At 38.5% G+C, this 19,418-nt stretch carries 21 protein-coding genes; all 21 read right to left on the bottom strand.

Annotated elements, in window-relative coordinates; translation table 11 throughout:
* Positions 1 to 36 precede the first annotated feature (36 nt).
* The 21 genes from V7124_RS06850 to V7124_RS06950 all read right to left on the bottom strand — a co-directional run bounded on the left by V7124_RS06850 (position 37) and on the right by V7124_RS06950 (position 19,293).
* Positions 37 to 903: a M50 family metallopeptidase gene (locus V7124_RS06850; RefSeq protein WP_335487330.1), complete on the bottom strand. Its 867-nt coding sequence runs from the start codon at positions 901 to 903 to the stop codon at positions 37 to 39.
* Positions 896 to 1,693 (bottom strand): M23 family metallopeptidase, encoded by a 798-nt coding sequence (locus tag V7124_RS06855; RefSeq protein ID WP_335487400.1) that lies wholly within the window; start codon positions 1,691 to 1,693, stop codon positions 896 to 898. Before V7124_RS06855 ends, V7124_RS06850 begins: the two co-directional genes overlap by 8 nt.
* A gap of 276 nt (positions 1,694 to 1,969) precedes the next feature.
* Positions 1,970 to 2,773: a septum site-determining protein MinD gene (gene minD, locus V7124_RS06860; RefSeq protein WP_335487333.1), complete on the bottom strand. Its 804-nt coding sequence runs from the start codon at positions 2,771 to 2,773 to the stop codon at positions 1,970 to 1,972.
* Between the two features lies 1 nt (position 2,774).
* Positions 2,775 to 3,455 (bottom strand): septum site-determining protein MinC, encoded by a 681-nt coding sequence (gene minC, locus V7124_RS06865; RefSeq protein ID WP_335487336.1) that lies wholly within the window; start codon positions 3,453 to 3,455, stop codon positions 2,775 to 2,777.
* Positions 3,456 to 3,578: 123 nt separating this feature from the next.
* Positions 3,579 to 4,097 carry a rod shape-determining protein MreD gene (gene mreD, locus V7124_RS06870; protein WP_335418914.1) on the bottom strand — a complete coding sequence of 173 codons (519 nt, stop codon included), beginning with the start codon at positions 4,095 to 4,097 and terminating at the stop codon, positions 3,579 to 3,581.
* Complete coding sequence (gene mreC, locus V7124_RS06875) at positions 4,094 to 4,975, bottom strand: rod shape-determining protein MreC (RefSeq protein ID WP_335418917.1); 882 nt, start codon at positions 4,973 to 4,975, stop codon at positions 4,094 to 4,096. Before mreC ends, mreD begins: the two co-directional genes overlap by 4 nt.
* A 31-nt stretch (positions 4,976 to 5,006) precedes the next feature.
* Positions 5,007 to 6,029 carry a rod shape-determining protein gene (locus tag V7124_RS06880; RefSeq protein WP_335418920.1) on the bottom strand — a complete coding sequence of 341 codons (1,023 nt, stop codon included), beginning with the start codon at positions 6,027 to 6,029 and terminating at the stop codon, positions 5,007 to 5,009.
* 155 nt (positions 6,030 to 6,184) lie between these two features.
* On the bottom strand, positions 6,185 to 6,874 hold the full coding sequence (gene radC, locus V7124_RS06885) for a RadC family protein (protein ID WP_335418923.1): 690 nt from the start codon (positions 6,872 to 6,874) through the stop codon (positions 6,185 to 6,187).
* Positions 6,875 to 6,914: 40 nt separating this feature from the next.
* Complete coding sequence (locus tag V7124_RS06890; protein WP_335487339.1) at positions 6,915 to 7,484, bottom strand: Maf family protein; 570 nt, start codon at positions 7,482 to 7,484, stop codon at positions 6,915 to 6,917.
* A gap of 228 nt (positions 7,485 to 7,712) precedes the next feature.
* Positions 7,713 to 8,792: a hypothetical protein gene (locus V7124_RS06895; protein WP_335487342.1), complete on the bottom strand. Its 1,080-nt coding sequence runs from the start codon at positions 8,790 to 8,792 to the stop codon at positions 7,713 to 7,715.
* A gap of 112 nt (positions 8,793 to 8,904) precedes the next feature.
* On the bottom strand, positions 8,905 to 9,330 hold the full coding sequence (locus V7124_RS06900; RefSeq protein WP_335487345.1) for a type II secretion system protein: 426 nt from the start codon (positions 9,328 to 9,330) through the stop codon (positions 8,905 to 8,907).
* A gap of 33 nt (positions 9,331 to 9,363) precedes the next feature.
* Positions 9,364 to 10,128, bottom strand: coding sequence for a pilus assembly protein PilO (locus V7124_RS06905; protein ID WP_335487348.1), 765 nt, complete (start codon positions 10,126 to 10,128; stop codon positions 9,364 to 9,366).
* Complete coding sequence (locus tag V7124_RS06910; protein WP_335487353.1) at positions 10,125 to 10,910, bottom strand: PilN domain-containing protein; 786 nt, start codon at positions 10,908 to 10,910, stop codon at positions 10,125 to 10,127. Before V7124_RS06910 ends, V7124_RS06905 begins: the two co-directional genes overlap by 4 nt.
* The gene (gene pilM / locus V7124_RS06915) at positions 10,910 to 11,905 is read right to left on the bottom strand and encodes a type IV pilus biogenesis protein PilM (protein ID WP_335487356.1); all 996 of its coding nucleotides are present in this window, start codon (positions 11,903 to 11,905) and stop codon (positions 10,910 to 10,912) included. The genes V7124_RS06910 and pilM overlap by 1 nt, the downstream gene beginning before the upstream one ends.
* Positions 11,906 to 11,921: 16 nt before the next feature.
* On the bottom strand, positions 11,922 to 12,677 hold the full coding sequence (locus V7124_RS06920; protein WP_335487361.1) for a prepilin peptidase: 756 nt from the start codon (positions 12,675 to 12,677) through the stop codon (positions 11,922 to 11,924).
* Positions 12,678 to 12,682: 5 nt separating this feature from the next.
* A complete protein-coding gene (locus V7124_RS06925) occupies positions 12,683 to 13,129 on the bottom strand; it encodes a prepilin-type N-terminal cleavage/methylation domain-containing protein (RefSeq protein ID WP_335487364.1) in 447 nt (148 codons plus the stop codon).
* Positions 13,130 to 13,269: 140 nt separating this feature from the next.
* On the bottom strand, positions 13,270 to 14,475 hold the full coding sequence (locus V7124_RS06930; protein WP_335487367.1) for a type II secretion system F family protein: 1,206 nt from the start codon (positions 14,473 to 14,475) through the stop codon (positions 13,270 to 13,272).
* Positions 14,468 to 15,517: a type IV pilus twitching motility protein PilT gene (locus tag V7124_RS06935; RefSeq protein WP_335487403.1), complete on the bottom strand. Its 1,050-nt coding sequence runs from the start codon at positions 15,515 to 15,517 to the stop codon at positions 14,468 to 14,470. The genes V7124_RS06930 and V7124_RS06935 overlap by 8 nt, the downstream gene beginning before the upstream one ends.
* Before the next feature lie 13 nt (positions 15,518 to 15,530).
* Positions 15,531 to 17,192: a GspE/PulE family protein gene (locus V7124_RS06940; protein WP_335487370.1), complete on the bottom strand. Its 1,662-nt coding sequence runs from the start codon at positions 17,190 to 17,192 to the stop codon at positions 15,531 to 15,533.
* Between the two features lie 18 nt (positions 17,193 to 17,210).
* Positions 17,211 to 18,503, bottom strand: a complete 1,293-nt coding sequence (locus V7124_RS06945) for a G5 domain-containing protein (protein WP_335487373.1) — start codon at positions 18,501 to 18,503, stop codon at positions 17,211 to 17,213.
* A 25-nt stretch (positions 18,504 to 18,528) separates the two neighbouring features.
* The gene (locus V7124_RS06950; RefSeq protein WP_335487376.1) at positions 18,529 to 19,293 is read right to left on the bottom strand and encodes a hypothetical protein; all 765 of its coding nucleotides are present in this window, start codon (positions 19,291 to 19,293) and stop codon (positions 18,529 to 18,531) included.
* Between the last annotated feature and the right edge of the window lie 125 nt (positions 19,294 to 19,418).

Consider the following 19,418-nt stretch of genomic DNA (forward strand, 5'->3'; position numbering starts at 1 on the left):
TCACTTTATTACTAATTGTGTTTATATTATACCTAATTAATAAGAAAAAAGAAGGTCGCTGATTTTATCAGTTAACCGTTTTTCGGAAAAATAAGCATGGAGCAGCTCATTTTCATCCAAAAACCCTTTTTCTTTGCCATCACTCTCAACGATAATAGGGTGTTTGCAGCCGCGTTGAAATTTTTCTAAAACATCTATTAACAAGTCTTGCTCATTTGCTTGAATAGGTACCAAGGCATGAAGATCGTCTTTTTTACCATAGTAACGTTCAAGTAGGAACCTCATAAAGATATACCGCCGTTGCTTCCATTCATGATACAGTGAAAATAATAAAAAGGCGACGATGATCCATACATTTATTTGCTGGGGAGCACCTAAGAGTGTGAGTATCGAAAAGACCCCAATACTAAAAAAAGAGATCATTAGAGTTAGCCTGTGTGCGATGGGAAACGATTTTTTCAAGGATAGTAACATAAAAATAAGCTTACCTCCGTCAAGTGGCCAGACTGGAAATAGATTAAAGACAAATATCATGATGTTGTATTCCAAAAATAATTGATACAAGCCATCAGAGATTAGTCCGAAAATTAATAGTCCATACGCAAATGCTACCATCCAAACGTGCTGAAGCGGTCCTGCGAGAACGACGATTGCCTCTTCCTTTAAAGGCCGGTTCCCGTGCTCCTCCATTTCAGCTACCCCTCCAAAGGGGAGGAGGGTGATTTTCTTAATTCTCCAGGAAAAAAAAGAAGCCGCAGCAGCATGCCCCATTTCATGTACAAAAATAATGCCGATTAACATGCATAACTCGAGGAAATGTGCTGTAGCAATCGAAATCGCGATGACAATCCATAACAACGGATGGATATGAACATGTTGTAATAACTGTATGATTTTACTCAAAGCGAATCACCTGAATCGGGTCAATGAAATTATCACCTTTTTTTATTGCAAAATAATAGGTTCCCTTTGTTTTGTCTTCCCCGGTGGACTCTGAGGCTGTACCTACCACGGTTTCTGTTGCAATAAACTCATATAAACTAACCTTGATTTCATCTAGATTACCATAAGTAGATTGCGTTTGATCAGGGTGTTGGATGATAACGGTTTTCCCTGTATCTTCCTTCACACCCGCGAACACGACATTCCCCTCATTCATCGCTTCGACCGGTGCCGCTTTTGTGGTTTCAATCATGATCCCCTGTCCATTTTTTTCAAAATTTTCAAGGACTTTCCCTGAAAAAACAGGCACATCACGGTCTTTTTCGACTACGTTTTTTTCGTCTTCCTTTCCATCTTCTGAAAATGGCAGGAGAGCCAATGGTTTTCCAAATTGATCTTCATACCATTTAGATACGGTCGCAAATTTAAAGTCCTGTTCCATCGTTTTCATGACAAAATCCCTCGCTGGAGCAAATGTAGAAGAATTTTCGCGAAATAGAATAGCAATGACAAGAAATAAAACAGCCGACGCCAGAATCTTAAAGATGAAAACTTCCTTTTTAAATAAAGGGTGGATAACATCATCCTTACCGGCTTCGTAGGAGGAGTAATGATTAAAACCGTATTTCTCATCATCCCCCGGCCAGTTTATTTCGCGTTCTGGGCCCTTTCTTGATGTCGATCCTGTTTCCTTTTTTCGTTTTGCAATGCGTCGCCGTATTTCCTCTGGTGTTGACCGCAATATACCCACCAACCTTTAGACAGCTTTTTGTACAAGTCTATGTGGTTGTCTCACTGAGTATGACTGGGGTATATATTTATTCTATTTAGGTGGATTTCCGGTTATGGACAATTTTTAAGGGTTTTGGATATTTTTCTTAGGGTTTTGGACATTTTTCAGGTGGTTTTGGACATTTTCTAAGTAGTTTTGGACACTTTTCAGCCAGTTTTGGACATTTAGCCAAATATTCCCAAATCACAAACATAAAAATAGCCTGTCCACATAAAAATGTGACAGGCTACTAGGTTATCTTACGCCAAAAAACTTCTTGATTTTCCCAAAGACACTCTTGTTTGCTTCTTCTAGTGGCTGCAATGGGATAGATTCGCCTAGAATGCGTCGTGCAATATTTCTGTAAGCAATGGATGCTTTGCTATTTGGATTTAAGGCAATCGGTTCACCGTGATTAGAGGCTTTGATGACTTCCTCATCGTCTGCAACGATGCCAATTAACTCAATCGACAAATGGGCAGTGATTTCATCGACATCTAACATATCGCCGCTTTTCATCATATGATTGCGAATTCGGTTAATGACCAATTTTGGTGACTCAATGGTATTTGCCTTCTCAAGCAGACCAATGATTCGATCAGCATCTCGTACAGCCGATACCTCAGGAGTTGTTACCACGATGGCCCGGTCTGCACCGGCAATAGCGTTTTGGAAGCCTTGTTCAATTCCTGCAGGACAATCAATAATAATATAATCATAGTCTTGCTTCAGTTCACTCATAAGTTTTTGCATTTGTTCTGGCTTAACAGCTGATTTATCAACCGTTTGCGCCGCTGGTAGCAAATACAATAAATCTTCGAATCTTTTATCTTTGACGAGTGCTTGATGGATTTTACATCTACCTTCAACCACATCCACAAGGTCATAGATGATTCGGTTTTCCAGCCCCATTACGACATCTAAATTTCGAAGGCCAATATCCGTATCCACTAAGCATACTTTTTTGCCTTGAAGGGCCAGCGCTGTACCAATATTAGCAGAAGTCGTGGTTTTTCCGACGCCACCCTTACCGGATGTTATTACTATTGCCTCTCCCACATTAATGTCCCCCTTCGAATCTATTTAAATTAGGCCTTAAATTTATTAAAACTTGCAATCTATCTACGATGATTTGATGGGTATCGTCTATGTAAGCACATTCCATTTCACGCTTTTCATTGTTTTCAGCTTTATCAGGTGCACGATTGATACAATCATGTATCCTAAGTTGTGCAGGCTGCATACTGGAAGCGGTAATAACCGCTTGATCATTTCCAAAAACCCCAGCGTGAGCGATCCCCTTTAAGGTACCCATGATAAAAATATTGCCACCTGCAATAACGGTTCCACCTGGGTTTACATCCCCTATTAACAATAAATCTCCTGGGACTTCTAAAACCTGTCCTGACCGGATAATTCGCGCAACGGTAACCACTTCGTTTTCCGCCTTAAGCTTCTCAACATCTACTTTTAATACGACATTTGATTCAATATCATCTACATCTAAATTCTTTTTTTGACGTATGAGGTCTTTTATTTCTTCTCGCTGAACGTCAGTTAAATACCTATTACCAACATCGACTTTAACAGGCGTTAAATGACGTTCAGTTTGAGTTCTTTGGTTTGCCGAAAGTTTTTCATCGAGCTCCTTTTTGAGTTCCTGATAGGAACAGCTATCATCAAGATGAAGGACAATTCCATCCTTCGTACCTTTAATCGTTACATTTTGTCGCTTTTTCATGGAGAAAACTCACCTCAAATAATAAGAAACACATTCGTGCCGCAGAAATTAGGCACGCAATAAGCACAGAGACACACTTTTATTATACAATTCGACACGCTTCCTGTATTCTCCTTTTTTTAATCATTCATCTCTTAAGCTTTCTGCAAATTTTTCAAACTGACGCTTAAAAGGATAGCTAGCAATTAGGAGAAAAACTGCATTTAAAATGAGCGAAGGATAAAAACGCATCTTCAAAAAACTCATAAATTCGAGTGTTGTGATATGAATTAGAAAGTCCATTTGATAGACACCTAATTCGAGTAAGGCTATTCCCACTAAAGACACAAGAAATGCGACAATAATATTCGTTTGAAGGACATGCATGATTTTTGAAATAAGGTACGCAATGACTGGAAATAGGAAAAAGTAAATACCGATAATCTCAATCCAAATGATATCAAACAGCAGCCCAAATATAGCACCATAAATAACCCCATATTTTCTGCCACTATAGATCGTTAGAAACAGTATTCCTGCGAATAGAAAATGAGGGACTAAAATGTAATCTTGTCCAAAAACCTTTGGAGGGACATATTGGACAAATATGCTTTCTAAAAGAAAAAGGAATAGAAACAAAAGAGGAAGCAGGAGTTTCTTCACAAATCCCCCTCCTCCCCTGTACCCATCTCTTCAATAGTAGGCTGAGTCATTTTTCTTGTAATCACAATGATGTTTTCCAAATCATAAAAGTCAGCACCTGGTTCAACTAAAGCAGTTTGATTTAGTCCGTATTGGTCTGGCATCACATCAATGACTTTACCTATTTGCAAGCCTTGTGGAAATACACCGCCTAGACCAGAGGTGATAACATTTTGTCCTTTTTTAATTTCTACTCCTGAAGGAATCGCTTTTATTAATAATGCCTTTTTTTCTTTATCGTAGCCTTCGACAAGTCCATTTACATTTGTTTCGCCTTGGACGATGGCCGATATCCGGTTCTTCGGATCCATTGCGCTCAACAATTGAACCGTTGAACTAAACTGGTTGACTGTTTTTACTTTCCCAATCAATCCGTGTGCAGTAACAACTGCCATATTTTTTTTAATTCCATCTGTTTTACCTTTATTGATAATAATCATTTCATGCCAACGATCAGGGTTTCTACCTATTACAGTTGCTTGTAAAGGTTCAAAATCTCTCAGGGTCTCTTCTTCACCGAGAATATCACGCAGCTCTTTATTGTCCTTTTCTAGCTCCTGTACCTGTGCTTCAAGGCTAACAAGTTTCTCCATCCGTGATTTTAATTCTTTATTCTCTTCATATGTATTTTGCAAGTCCTGGAGATTTTCAAAGAAACCTGCAACTAAATGAGCAGGCTTTGAAACCAGGGATTGAACCAAGCCGGCAGTATCCTTTAAGAACTGCTCTGGCCAGGATAGTTTACTTCTCTCCCTTAACGAAAACCCAATCAATGCCACGAGAACAATAATGCTTACTAGCAAAACGATCAATCGTTTATTCAAAAAGAACTGTGGCATGATTATACACCTCTATTTTTCACATAATTAGTTATCTAGAATCCTTGGCTCTATTTTTGAATAGTTGAATATGGTCTAAGGCCTTTCCTGTGCCGATTGCTACACAATCAAGCGGATTTTCGGCGATCAGAACAGGCATATTGGTTTCCTCACTAATGACCTTATCCAGATTACTGAGCAGGGCTCCTCCGCCTGTTAAAACGATGCCCCGGTCCATAATATCTGCAGCCAGCTCGGGTGGCGTTTTTTCTAATGTATTTTTCACAGCCTCAACAATCGCATACACCGTATCTTTTAAGGCAACTGCGATTTCTTTTGCTGTGATTTCAATTGTTTTTGGCAAACCCGTCAATAAATCACGTCCGCGAATTTCCATATTTTCAATTCCTTCATGGTCACCTGCAGAACCAATTTCCATTTTAATTGCCTCTGCTGTACGTTCACCAATCATGAGGTTGTAATTTTTCCGGATAAAAGAAGCGATTGACTCGTCCATTTCATCTCCACCAACTCGAATCGAAATGCTCGTCACAATACCGCCTAACGAAATAATCGCCACTTCGGTTGTACCGCCGCCAATATCGACTACCATACTGCCAGTTGGCTCCCAAACGGGCAGATTGGCACCAATAGCAGCTGCAAATGGCTCTTCAATCGTATAGGCGTCCTTAGCACCAGCTTGACGTGTGGCATCAATTACAGCTCTTTCCTCAACAGCTGTTATCCCTGATGGCACACATACCATTACATATGGCTTACCTGAGAAAATGCCCTTACTTTTTATTGCTTGACGGATATGGTGTTTCATCATGGCCGCAGTTATTTCAAAGTCAGCAATGACCCCATCTTTCATGGGTCTCATCGCAACCACATTTCCTGGTGTACGTCCAATCATGTTTTTGGCATCATTACCAACGGCAATAATCGCCTTCGTGTCAGTCTGCATAGCCACAACGGATGGCTCTCTTAATACAATCCCTTTACCTTTCACATAAACAAGGGTATTTGCTGTTCCCAAGTCAATTCCAAGGTCTCTTGTCCCAATTCCAAACATAATTGTATCTCCCTTTCTGATACGAAAATAGCTAAAGGTAAGTAAATTTACCTTTTCATGCATGTATTTTTTCTAGTACTTTATATCGTTTACGCGAAAGATGTGCTAAAAATCATAACCATTATTATATCCTAACGTCAAATAAAATCATAGCATTATAAGTACCCTTTTTCCTTAAGGCTGACAAATTTATTTTCACCGATGATCAGGTGGTCAAGAACATCAATTCCGATCATTTTCCCACACTCCACCAGTCGCTTCGTGACGTCGATATCTTCACGGCTCGGAGCTGGGTCTCCAGAAGGGTGATTATGGAGGCAAATGATAGAGGCTGCTGACCGTTTCAAAGCTTCGCGAAAAACCTCGCGTGGATGCACGATCGAGGCGTTTAGGCTCCCAATGAAGATCGTCTGTTTATGGAGAACTTGGTTTTTCGTATTGAGGTATAAACAAACAAAATGCTCCTGTGAGAGAAAGCGCATATCATTCATCACATAATTGGCACCATCTTCAGGTGAGCGAATCACATAGCGGTCTGTATAGTTTAAATTTGCTATCCTTCTGCCAATTTCAACGGCAGCGAGAATTTGAATCGCCTTAGCCTGCCCAATACCTTTTATTTCTGTCATTTCTTGTAATGTGGCACTTTTTAAAAACCGTAATCCTTCAAAATTTGTCAGCAAACGATTGGATAATTGGAGAACCGATTCATCCTTAGTCCCAGTTCTGAGCAGAATTGCAATAAGTTCATGGTTCGATAAACTCTCAGGACCATTCTGAATAAATCGTTCTCTAGGTCTTTCATCTTGGGGAAAATCACGGATCATTAAAGAATTAGTGGACATTCTATTTCCTCCCTATAATAGGGAGTTAAAGAACTAGCTGTTACGACAACGGGTAGCCCAGCCTTTTTAATTCGCGATAGGTCTTCGCAACCGGCAGGCCGACAACCGCAAAATAATCTCCATTAATTTTTTTGACAAGCATGCTTCCTAGCTGCTGAATGCCATATGCCCCTGCTTTATCAAGCGGTTCACCACTTTGTACATATGACTTGATTTCCTTGTCCGTTAACTCCCAAAACCAAACTTCTGTTTTTTCATAAAAACGTGCGGTTCCATTCGGAGACAGGATGGATACGCCAGTGTAAACGTCATGCTTTCGACCTGAAAGCTTTTCTAACATTCCCATGGCATCTGCCTCGTCAGTGGGCTTCCCTAACACTTGCTGATCAACAACGACAATCGTGTCGGAACCAATGACAAATGAATCGGGATTTTCTTTAAAAATTACCTGTGCTTTTCGCTTGGCAAGGTCCATTACTACGTCCTCAGGAGAAAGCGTTGGATCAAAGCTTTCATCTACTTCACTGCTGGAAACTGTGAATGTTAATCGGAGGTTTTCTAGAAGTTCTTTTCGCCGTGGAGAAGAAGAGGCTAAAATGAGGTTCTGCATTCAATCACCTTACCTTTTGCATCATTTAGGGAGATACATGTTAATCGTATCAGAATTTGTTGAACCAAACAATTTTTATATCATTAAAGTTCGAAGAAAAATGTCAGATTATGCAGAGGTATATATAAAGTCAATTAAAAATAGTAAGATTTCACCACAATAAGCCTGTCAGGCTATGACAGGCTTGAGTCGGAAAATGATTTCCCGGAAAATATCAGCTTTTGTCGACTATAAGGAATAATAGACCGTTAAAAAGTTCAATAAATGCTGTTGTGCTTCCATTAAACTAGCTTTATTTTTTTTAGCTTGAAATGCTTTAACCTTCTCTAAAGCACCCGATAATTCACCACTTAAATTTTTTACTTGCTCGTTCTTCAAGTCTGGATTTTGTTTCAACTGCTCTCCTAAACTCGTGACTTCTTTACTAGAATCGGATGAAATATTTCCAGAAACAATTGCATTTGAAGTGACTTTTGACAGCTTTTGAAAAATGGCTGGTGCGGCCACTAAGAAGTTATTCTCACTTTCATTTATACCGGAAACCGTCTTTTCGGCGATTGGTATTTGTTTCGGAAGTACATCGTCAAAGCCATTTGCTTCATAGTGTCCTTCGAGTTGCTTCGCTGTTTCAATTGAGTCAGCCACACCTAGAAACAAAAACGCCTTATCGTTCATCAGCAGCGTTTGTGCAGGTGCACCAATACTCTTTGCCTGGCTAGCTGCTTCATTCGCTTTCCCTTCGGTCGAAAAAGCTCCACCTTGGACAATAAACGCAGTTTGCGCCTCTAGGACAATAGAGGTGTTTTTCCCTCCAGGGGTTTCTTCGCCTTTCTCTGTTCCCTTATTTACGACCACTGGCTCAATAACAGCTGGTTTACTGCTGTCATTATTGACCAGCTTAAGCATAAGCGCTCCGAGGCTCGTCCCAATTAGGATGGCAAATAGGGTTGTGATTAAAATGGATTTTAACATGCTTCCATTGCTCTTTTTTGAAAAGGTAGAGAACGAAACAGGCTTGTTACTGCCAGCCTTTTTCTGATGATGGCTGCTAACAATTTTATATTCCTGGATGTCATGTTCTGAAGACTCAGGAATAATCCAATCAAAGCTTTCATCATCGATAGGATCCTTTGCGGCGGCAGTTTCGAAAAATACATCCTGATCATTGAAATCCTCGTCGATTTTTATCACTTTATCAAATGAATCTTTACTAGGTTTTTTTTGCTTTTGAATCGGCTCTTCTGAATATGTTTGAGTTTCCCCATTTAACTTTATTTTAATAGTATTGCCACGATTCGGCTTGTCCACTAACACGTGCTCCTCCCTCTACCGATAGCTAATTTCTACCATCCTATCATATTGGCAAAAAAAAATAACAAGACTTTTGTCGTCTTGTTATCGAATGCTTTCGTCAAATTATTTAATTAATTGTTATCTGGTCTACTGTGATATTATCTACCGGAGTGCAGAGGCTACGGTTAATTCCTTTAAGACAGACCCTAGATATTTTTCCATCAATTACATCAACATACGTTGAAGGTGATGGAGGTAATGCATTTCCTGTATCAGGATCAGAGAATTCATTTAAGTAATTCAAATTATATAAATCCTGATAAGTAATTTTAGAAACACTAAATATATCTTCTAATTTTTCATCATTAAGGTACAAATCAGCAGCATGTACAATTGCTAATGCATTATTCACAAAGGTCTTGTCTTTTGAAACAGCGATAACATTCGATATTGAAACAAGACCGATGGACGCAATAATACCTAAAATCACAATGACGGCCAACACTTCAATAAGAGAATATCCTTTTTCATTGTAATGAAATAATTTTTTCATAGTAATAACCCTTTGTACTGTGTATTTAGAAGGCTAATTCTCACTAACATCTGAAAATGCATTTAGCGGATTTTTCTTATTGGCTGGTTCCGGAGCATCGATTTTTGGAAGCTCAGCAATTAAATCATCTAAGCCTGGCAGGTAATAAGCAGATACCGTAAGGGTATAAGATAAAGGTTCGTTAACTTTTTCAGGATCAAGTGTTGTAACCTCTTCTCCACCAGTGTAATTGATCGATTCAACCACAACAATTCGCTTTAACGATTCAAGTGTGGCGATAAACTTCTCAATATCTTCATACTTAGGTGATTCAACACTTAGATTCACAGTCAATTTCTTTAAACCAGATGTAGGTGCGGGAGCTGCTTGCTCTGCTTGTGTTTCCTGAACGGTTTTAACCTCAGGAACTTCTGTAATCTCAGCAGTCTCAGTAGCAGGTGGAGTTTCAGCCTCAATTGGTACATCAGCATCTTTTGAAAAGCTCATGCTGATAATCTTACTATTTGAAACGTTCTCCGCCTTTTCAAGGTCTAAAATAAACTGTTCCTGTAAAGGGCTAACGGGAACCTTTTTCTGTAGTTCTCTAGTATCTTCTGTTACCTGTTTTGTTTCATCCAGTTTTTTTTCACTCACAACATCTAGTAGTTTTTTCTCAGAGGCAAGTGTTTGTTCTTTCGTTTCTAAGTCAGATTTCAGTGGTGAAAGCTTAAGGAATTGCGCAAAGACAACCAGTAAAACAATGAGTAGAATGCCAATCAATAAACTAAGTTTATGCTTTTTTGAAAAACTTAGTTTCATGATTGTTTCACTCCTTTCTCATCTGCGCTCCCTTTACTGAGTAGCTTCTTAATCGTTTCCTTATTAAACTTAATCTCAAATTGTCCAATATACCTTGGTAATACATCCACTTGTTCCTGTTGAGCCGCTGTTGTTGTTTCTTGGGCAGCGATTGTATTCGGATCAACTGGCGTGATAATGATACTATTTGGGTTATTCGGGTCTGTTGTGACAACGATCGATTGGTTATTTAGGCTCGTACTAGTTTGTTGTCCGTCAGTACTCTGAGTGACTGTTGATGGTACTGCTTCTTTGCTTTCTTCTTGCTCCTTGGCAGTCAGAGAACTTAGATTAGCGTCACCAATCCATTCAGATTCATTTAAATTTTCTAAGAAAAAAGCAGCTTCTCTTACGTTATCAAATTGAACGGAAATAGTGACAGTGCCAACCTCTGTATACGCAAAGGTTTGGATAAAACCACGTTCAGGCAATAACCCTGTCAAATGTTGCATAACAGGAATGGTTTGAATGGGATAGCTATTCGCCCATTCCACAGCGCTTTTTAGAAGTGTAATAGATAATTGTGATTCACTTTTATTTGCATTTTTTTCTTCTATCGCAGCCAAATCCTTTGTCATCTTGATTTGACTATCGATATTTGCAATATCACTTTTAGTTGATTGGATTTGGAAGAAATAATAAGTTCCTAGGGTTAGAAAAATAACTGCCATTGCAGCGATAATAATAAAAAAGCTTGTTTTTCTCGGTTCTTTTTGGGGAAGCAGGTTAATTTCTACTAACATCATTTCACCTCTTTTAAAGCGAGACCTAATGATAATAATAGATTAGCAGGTACGCTTCCTGTTTTACCCTTTTCAATTCCTTCAAGTTCAATCTGATCGACAGGAATCTCAAATCTTTCTTTCATTTCATCAAAAATCGCCGATAACATTGGATGATCACCATGTAAAAGAAACCTTGTGATATCCTTTTTCTCGTTGGATAGCGTATATCGATAAAAATCGACTAACTTGCTAATTTCATTCAAAATATCTTCAAACTGGAGAACTAAATCATTCGTGTCACCAGTGTATTTGAATAACATTGATCCTAGATTATCCTGTTTAATCTCCCATTTCTCCATATCAAAAGGAAGTGGAAACTGTCTCATGACAAGTGGAACGGTTTCTTCAAAAATACATAAGTTAACACTAGTTAAGTCGAATTGCACTGTAAACAATACATCATTCTCCCTCGCTTGACCGAGTTGATAAAATAAACGATACAATGCAAGTGGTGAAATATCTGCTGCAATGGGATTAAGCTTCAGACTAGAGAATAACTCTGCATATTCCATGACATATTGTTCTGGGGCAGCAAATAAAAGCAAATCATTTGTCTTCCCGTTATTAGTGAGTGGAAAATAATCAAAGACAGGCTCCTCAAAAGGAAGATGTATACTTGATCCAAGTTCTAAATATAGGTATCCTTTGATTTCATCATCCTGAATATCCGCTGGTATGGAAACTTTACGGATGATCACAAGTGGATCAGGTACAAGGAATCGGACCTGACGCCCTTTTATTTTCCACTCATCAATACACTCTTCCAGTATATTTGCTAATGAATCAATATCTGTAATCTTGCCCTCGGTAATCACACCCGGGGGAAGGAAGCGTTCGCACCATTTTTGTGCAGCAGGGGGGTTCGCTTGTTTTAATTCAGCAAAACGAACTGAATGATCATTTACCACCAGGTTAACGATTCGATTTTTGGATGAAAAGAGGGAAAATGCCATATTTATTACCCCTTACTTAAAAAGCTGTATTAAGAAATTGTATATATAGGTCGATGAGTTCCGAACCCCAATAATAAGCCGTCAGTGTCCCGGCTGCAATAAATGGACCGAACGGAATCGGTTGCTTTCTTTTAACAATTTTAAAAAGCAGTGCCAAACCGCCAATGACGGCACCAAATAATGTAGAGAAAAAGAAAGATAGAAGTACTAGTTTAAAACCTAGGACAAATCCCAGTACTGCATATAATTTAACATCACCCATACCCATGCCGCCTTTACTAACAAGTGCAACAATGAGCAGAAGCACGAAACCAGTTATAGCGCCAAGGAGGCTATCCCACCAAGGTGAGAGGTGCCAAACAATTCGTTCCAATAAAAAAATCCCTGCAAACCAGATTAAGATCTTATCAGGGATGATCATATAGTGAATATCAGATACAACAATTATGATAAACATTGAAATTAGCGTAAGTGCTACCACTAACTCTCCGGACCATCCAATTACAAGTGGTGCTGTTGCAAACAAAATGCCAGTCAATAATTCAAAAAACGGATAGATAGGAGAAATCCGCGACTGACAGCCGCGGCATTTCCCTTTTTGGAGCAAAAATGAAATTACTGGTATAAGTTCATAAGGTTTTAATTGATGCCCACAGGTTGGACATGCCGAACGAGGGGCGACAATTGATTTCTTCAATGGTACTCTTAGACCCACTACGTTGAAGAAAGAGCCAAATACTAATCCATAGAAGAAAGTCAAACTAGTTATCATTAGGTTTATTCCCAATCAACTAATTCTTGTTCTGCAATTTCGACATCTTTATCGTCAACACTGCCATTTACAACAACATTTGATTCGTGATCAACAATTAAATAAGTTAATTTTCCAGCAGTTGTAGTACTATCAATTGTTACAGTAAATCCATCATCTTCTACACGATCTAAATATGGAGCTAATTTAGCTTTATCTAATCCAGTGGCTTTTGTACCAAGTAATGCTAATTCAGCTGCATCAGGGTTTACGTCTGAAACATAATATTTCGCAGCATTAATAATTTGTAACCCTTCTTGAACAGCAGCTTTTTCCTTAGAATTATTAATAACATTTCCAATCGCAGGAATTGCAATTGCTGCGATAATTCCTAAAATAACAATAACTGCAAGTAATTCTACTAATGTAAAACCTTTTTGTTCTTTAAGTTTTGAACCTAGTTTTTTTAACATTTTACATCTCCTTTTGGTTCTATGAACCTAGTATTATTTCTCTATGAGTATACAATAATTGTAAGATAAAGAAAAGAGAATTTTATCGTATCCTGTCTTGATTTTAACGTATTTGTAATATTTGCTGATATTTTGTAACATTAACTCATTTGGTCAAACATAGAGAACATTGGCATCATGATAGAAAGTACGATTACACCCACTACGCCCGCTAGAAAAACAATCATAATTGGTTCAATCAAGGATTTTAGCCGATCGGTTCCTTGCTCAACTTCTTTCTCATAGAACTCTGCAATTTTTGACAGCATCGAATCTAAGGCCCCTGTACTTTCCCCAATCGATATCATTTGAGTCACTAGTGGTGGAAATGCCCAGTGACTCATCATTGGTTCTGTCATCGAGCGGCCTTTCTCAAGAGAACCCCGAGACTCTCGAATTACTCTGGCAATCACTTCATTTTCTACAACCTTTTCAACAATCGACATCGCTTGCAAAATAGGAACGGAACTTGAGAATAGAGAACTAAGCGTTCGCATCATTCGTGCTAATGCAGCCTTTTGCAGCATATTGCCAAATATCGGCATACGTAAAAGGAAGTAATCTAAATAATACTTTGTTTTTTTATTTTTCTTCATATAAATTATTACAAATATAAATGCAAAAATAATCAGGACTACTAGCCACCAGAACTTTTGCATAAATCCACTAGCACTTAAGACAAATTTCGTAATCCCTGGAAGCTCAGCTCCCATATCTTCAAACATTGTAACGAAGGTTGGAACGACTCCTACTAGTAGGAAGATAACAGCACCTATTGCAAGTACCCCAATAACTGCAGGATATGTCAATGCAGACTTCACCTTTGACACTGTATCATGCTGCTTCTCAAAATCGTCTGCTAGTTTCTCCAGTGTTTCATCCATATTTCCAGCAACTTCGCCCGCTTTAACCATGTTAATAAACATCGAGTTAAAAATCTTTTTATGTTTTGCTACTGAATCTGAATATGGGTTTCCTTCGCGCAGGTCTTGCTCCACTGCTATTAATGCCTTTTTCAATGCTTTACTTTCAGTTTGGACTGCAAGAATTTCAGTAGCCTCAACGACTGTTACACCAGCTTTCATTAACGTAGCAAACTGCCGTAAATAAATGACAAAATGCTGCAGCTTTACTGGGTTTCCGATTGTCAGTTCCATTGTAAGCAGGGTTTCAGGAACCTCGGTCATTTCAATTACACGTATTCCGTCTTCCTTTAGTTTTGCCATTGCCTCTCTTCTGGAAGCAGCAGTAACTTGTCCCTCTTTCTTCCCACGTTTGTCACGTCCTGAATATTTAAATCTAGCCATCCAGCATCATCTTTTCTTGTAGGTATTTGGTTGCTGCTTCTTTTTGGATTAGATTACGATCAATTAAATCTCTTATACTCATTTCAAGTGTATGCATACCTTGAGCACGCGACGTTTGCATTGTACTTTGAATCTGGTGAATTTTTTCATTACGGATTAAATTTGCAATTGCCGGGTTATTAACAAGAACTTCAGTAGCTGCTTTACGACCTTTTTTATCAACCGTAGGGAATAACCGCTGTGAAATAACACCTACTAATACCGAGGCCAATTGAACCCGAATTTGCGGCTGCTGTGCTGGTGGAAACACATCGATAATACGGTTAATCGTTGATGGCGCACTAGATGTATGGAGTGTCCCCAAAACAAGGTGACCTGTTTCTGCAGCTGTAATCGCAATACCGATGGTTTCTAGGTCTCGCATTTCCCCTACCAGAATGATGTCCGGGTCTTGTCGGAGTGCCCCCTTTAGACCATTAGCATAGGATTTCGTGTCAAACCCAACTTCACGTTGGTCAATAATTGAGTTGGCATGCTTGTGCAGATATTCTATCGGGTCTTCTAACGTAACAATATGCTTACGCATTGTTCGGTTCACATAGTCAATCATCGAGGCAAGCGTAGTTGATTTACCACTACCTGTTGGTCCTGTGACCAAAATTAATCCCTGTGGTTTCTCGACAAGGTCTGAAATAATCCTCGGCAAATCTAAATCTTCGAGGGTTGGCGTTTTGGAAGCAACTACCCTTAGTGCTAATGACACACTTTTCCGCTGATGATAGGCATTAACACGAAAACGTGACACTCCTGGAAGACCATAAGAGTAATCGAGCTCTCCTTTTTCCTTAAATAAATCATACATGTTTTCCGGGATGGTTATTTTTGCAATTTCCTCTGTGTCTGCTGGTAGCAAGATGTCCTTTCCATATCGTTTAATATCCCCGTTAATACGAAAAACGGGGGGAACCCCTACAGTTAGATGGATATCGGATGCCTTAAATTCAAGTGCCGCCCGCAATATATTCTCAATTTTTTCTTTCATCATGTTTGCTCTCCTACTCCAAGATAGCTACACGCAATACTTCTTCTGTTGTAGTTAACCCTTGTTTTACCTTTAATAGTCCATCATCAATCAAGAAGATGGTTTTACTTTTTATTGCATGCTCTTTTAATTTATGATTTGAATCTTCATTCATAATAATCCTGCGCATATCATCATTCAAAACAAGCACTTCATGAAGGGCAACACGTCCTTTATAGCCTGTCATATTACAAGATTGACAGCCTTTACCGCGTGTGATTTTTTCAATTTTCATTCCCCGGCGAGCAAATATATCAACTTCGCGTTTAGTCGCTTCTTGAACCTCAGCACAATCACGGCATACCTTCCGAATTAACCGTTGTGCAACAATTCCCGTTAAAGAGGACGCAATTAAAAACGGTTCAACACCCATATCAATTAACCTCGTAATCGTACCTAAGGAGTCATTGGTATGCAGTGTACTGAGCACTAAATGTCCAGTCAATGAAGCTCGAACGGCAGTCTCGGCAGTCTCTTTATCACGAATTTCACCGACCATAATAATATTTGGATCCTGCCTAAGAATCGACCGTAAACCAGCCGCAAAGGTCATTCCCACATTCGTGTTTACCTGAATTTGATTAATTCCTTCAAGCTGATATTCAACTGGGTCCTCAATGGTTATAATGTTCACTTGTTCGCTGTTTAAACGATTAAGAGCGGCGTAAAGGGTTGAAGACTTACCAGAACCAGTAGGTCCTGTAATTAAGACAATCCCTGTCGGCTGCTCAATCATCTCTGAAAAACGTTTAAGATTAAGAGCATTAAAGCCAATTTTGTTTAAATCATTTAGAGCCGCACCCATGTCCAATATCCGCATAACAATTTTCTCACCGTAAACTGTCGGCAGGGTAGACACGCGAAGATCGACAGGATGGAAATCCAGGTTCATCTTAATCCGTCCATCCTGTGGAATACGGTGCTCAGTAATGTCAAGATTGGAAATGATTTTAACCCTTGCGGTTAGCACGCTGCGCATATGTCGAGGCAATACACGTTCAATCCGAAGCACACCATCAACACGGTAACGAACAACCACCTTCGTTTCCTGAGGATCAATATGAATATCACTAGCCTTCTGAATAACCGCATTGGTTATGATCTGATTAACTAGACGCACAATCGGTGAATCAAGGTCATTTATATCATCGTCACGCCCGCGTTCACTAGGGGTAAGCTCATCAAATAGTTCCTCAAGACCTTCGTCAATATTGTAATATTTATTAATCGACCTTAAGATACCCTCTTTGGTTGCAATGGCCGTTTCAATTTGAAAGCCAGTTGAAAGACGAAGGTCATCAATGACGATGAAATCCATCGGATCCACCATGGCCACATAAAGCTTATTACCTTCTTTTTTTAAAGGAACAATCAAATTACGTCTAGCTGTTTCTTTTGATATAAGTGAAAAAAGATTGGTATCAAAGGGATAATGCATCAAGTTAATATGCGGTATTCCTAATTGATACTCCAAAACTTCTGCCAACTGCTGATCCGTAATTAAGCCTCTTTGCAGCAGCGCATCACCTATTTTTTGGTTAGGAGCCTTTTCATCCAATGTAGCTTGAAGCTGTTCTGGGGTAATTAACCCTTCCTCAATTAACAAATCTCCTAGTCTTCTACGGCTTTGTTTCATTTTATATCACTACTTAAATTATTTTGGTTGTTCATTTAGTTTCCCCCAAAGGTCATCATCCGAATTCTGCTTGTTCATTTCTAAAGGCTGCGTTGATGGAACTCCAGTAGGATTAGTTGTTGCCGTGGTAGGTGTTTCTGCCGATGCCTGTTGTGTTCCTATTAACCCATGTACTTCAACCGTATAGACAGGTGCGTAATAATCCTCTGATAATAATTCACTGTTAATCATTTGCTCACCTGAATAAGTTTCCCGGAAGATTTTCACAATTTGCCCATCTAAACCTGTATTTTGCACCTTCGTTTGGCCTGGAAGTAGTAGTGGACTATATTGAACAATTGTTTTTGGTTTTAATTGTTGTTCATCTTTCTTGATAATTTTATAATCGTAAAGGAACGGTTGTCCCGTAAGCGTAACGATTAAATCTTTGTTGTCCAATTTTAGTTTTATCGTGTATGGAGTAGTATTTGGATTAACAATGATTAAATCGGCACCTTCAGAAGCATTAACCTTGGCTTCAAATCCTACAGCAGTATAATTTGGAAGTGCAGGACTGATATTTCTTTCCATAACCTGAAAATTTGTTGGTAAGATTGACTGATAGATACCGGTCGCTATCAGACTTAGTGAAGCTGAACTTTCGATTTTCTGCTGCTTAGCAAAGTCCAGCAAGGAAAAAGTCGCACCTTCAGCAATCTGCAATTCAGGATTTGCCAGTAAAATTGTTTCTAAATCATTGGGGGTTTCGGTTAACCGAACAATCGCTTTACTAATTGCATTCCCTTTATTACTAGCGTCAGCAATTAGATAATCATTATTCAAATTAAATAAGTAAGACCCTGGTTCGAACTTTGCTGCCGTACTTACTAAATCTGCTTTAAGTTTTGTCAGTTCAAGTGTATTCGAATCAAGTTGTGGAAATTGAAGTTTAACTTGATCTTGAACAGGCATGATATCGATGTTCATTGATACTGTATTGTCTTGTCCGTCCTTGATAGCGTACACTGATTGGGTTGCATCAAAACTTATAAGGTTTACATCGAATGGTACAATCTTTTCACTATATTGCAGTTCAAACTTTGTATTTTTTACCCATTCCACATAATTCTCTTCCAACAAAGAAATTACTTCACTTTCAGTCTTTCCAGAAACATCTATTGAACCAACGGTTGTACCATCTGAGTATTTTCCGTCAGAAGTATTGATAAAATTTTCAAATGCCTTAGCACCAAAATGGGAAGAACTAAAGATAACTGCTGTGCTTAAAAAAAGGACAACAAATAATTTAATGAATGGTTTTTGTTTGTTCAAACTTTATGCCCCACTTCTTTAAAAGTTACTTTTGTAATTCAAGCACTTTCTTTGTTTTGCTTTCGTCATTGTCAGTTGTTGCCGCAACCTCTATATCGGCAAATAATTCGTCTAATTCAAAGTCGCCCCGTTCATATTCTATGATAGGGCTTTTTTCTTCTTCCTTAACTAAAGTTAATTCTGCCAGTTCATCTAGCCATCCTTCTTCAGTCAGTGATTCTACCTTTTCTTCTTGTAATTCTATCTTTTGGATATTATCCTCAAGTAAACTTTCAATATCTGATAAATAACCAACCTCAAGTTCAGACTCTTCTATGACTTCCTTACTTTTGCTACCAAGTTCTCGATCCTGTAAGAAGGAAATATCTTCATCAAGCGATTCGATAGAAATAGTATTTTCATCTGTTTTTATTACTGAAAACGGAGCGGAAATTTCCAATTCAGAATCCATTAATTCTATATCTAAATTTTTCTCAGTTTGTTTTGATAAAATAAATGAAGAGTCACTATCCTCAAAATCAACTTTTTCTAGGAATTGCTCTTTAGACATATACAAGCTTTTCGTCATCCGACTATCAATTATATAGGATGCAAAAAAGGAAAGAGCGAGTAATAATAATAATGTTTGATATACAGGAATGGTCGAAGTTGCTGCAAGTCCCCCCAATGCTAACAAGCCACTTGTTACGACAATGATAAGCTTTCCTTTTGTGGAATATCCAAGTGGTAATAAAAAATGAATTAATAACATCAATAGCATAGAACCTAAAACCGAAATAACTGTTAGCATTCATTCACATCCTTATATTAGTGCATTTATACTATTAAACTACATTTTCTTCCAAAAAGTTATAATTTTTATAGGCAAATACTAAAATTAGACAAAATTCGTCTACTAGATATTGTATAATACTT

This window comes from Neobacillus niacini (assembly GCF_036961885.1).
GTDB lineage: Bacteria > Bacillota > Bacilli > Bacillales > Cytobacillaceae > Neobacillus > Neobacillus niacini_H.

Bases quoted from the DNA above. Each gene is read 5' to 3' on its own strand.
- minC (WP_335487336.1), bottom strand. From the start codon at position 3,455: ATGAAAAAGCGACAAAATGTAACGATTAAAGGTACGAAGGATGGAATT.
- mreC (WP_335418917.1), bottom strand. From the start codon at position 4,975: ATGCCACAGTTCTTTTTGAATAAACGATTGATCGTTTTGCTAGTAAGC.
- V7124_RS06880 (WP_335418920.1), bottom strand. From the start codon at position 6,029: ATGTTTGGAATTGGGACAAGAGACCTTGGAATTGACTTGGGAACAGCA.
- radC (WP_335418923.1), bottom strand. From the start codon at position 6,874: ATGTCCACTAATTCTTTAATGATCCGTGATTTTCCCCAAGATGAAAGA.
- V7124_RS06890 (WP_335487339.1), bottom strand. From the start codon at position 7,484: ATGCAGAACCTCATTTTAGCCTCTTCTTCTCCACGGCGAAAAGAACTT.
- V7124_RS06900 (WP_335487345.1), bottom strand. From the start codon at position 9,330: ATGAAAAAATTATTTCATTACAATGAAAAAGGATATTCTCTTATTGAA.
- V7124_RS06905 (WP_335487348.1), bottom strand. From the start codon at position 10,128: ATGAAACTAAGTTTTTCAAAAAAGCATAAACTTAGTTTATTGATTGGC.
- V7124_RS06910 (WP_335487353.1), bottom strand. From the start codon at position 10,910: ATGTTAGTAGAAATTAACCTGCTTCCCCAAAAAGAACCGAGAAAAACA.
- pilM (WP_335487356.1), bottom strand. From the start codon at position 11,905: ATGGCATTTTCCCTCTTTTCATCCAAAAATCGAATCGTTAACCTGGTG.
- V7124_RS06920 (WP_335487361.1), bottom strand. From the start codon at position 12,677: ATGATAACTAGTTTGACTTTCTTCTATGGATTAGTATTTGGCTCTTTC.
- V7124_RS06925 (WP_335487364.1), bottom strand. From the start codon at position 13,129: ATGTTAAAAAAACTAGGTTCAAAACTTAAAGAACAAAAAGGTTTTACA.
- V7124_RS06930 (WP_335487367.1), bottom strand. From the start codon at position 14,475: ATGGCTAGATTTAAATATTCAGGACGTGACAAACGTGGGAAGAAAGAG.
- V7124_RS06935 (WP_335487403.1), bottom strand. From the start codon at position 15,517: ATGAAAGAAAAAATTGAGAATATATTGCGGGCGGCACTTGAATTTAAG.
- V7124_RS06940 (WP_335487370.1), bottom strand. From the start codon at position 17,192: ATGAAACAAAGCCGTAGAAGACTAGGAGATTTGTTAATTGAGGAAGGG.
- V7124_RS06950 (WP_335487376.1), bottom strand. From the start codon at position 19,293: ATGCTAACAGTTATTTCGGTTTTAGGTTCTATGCTATTGATGTTATTA.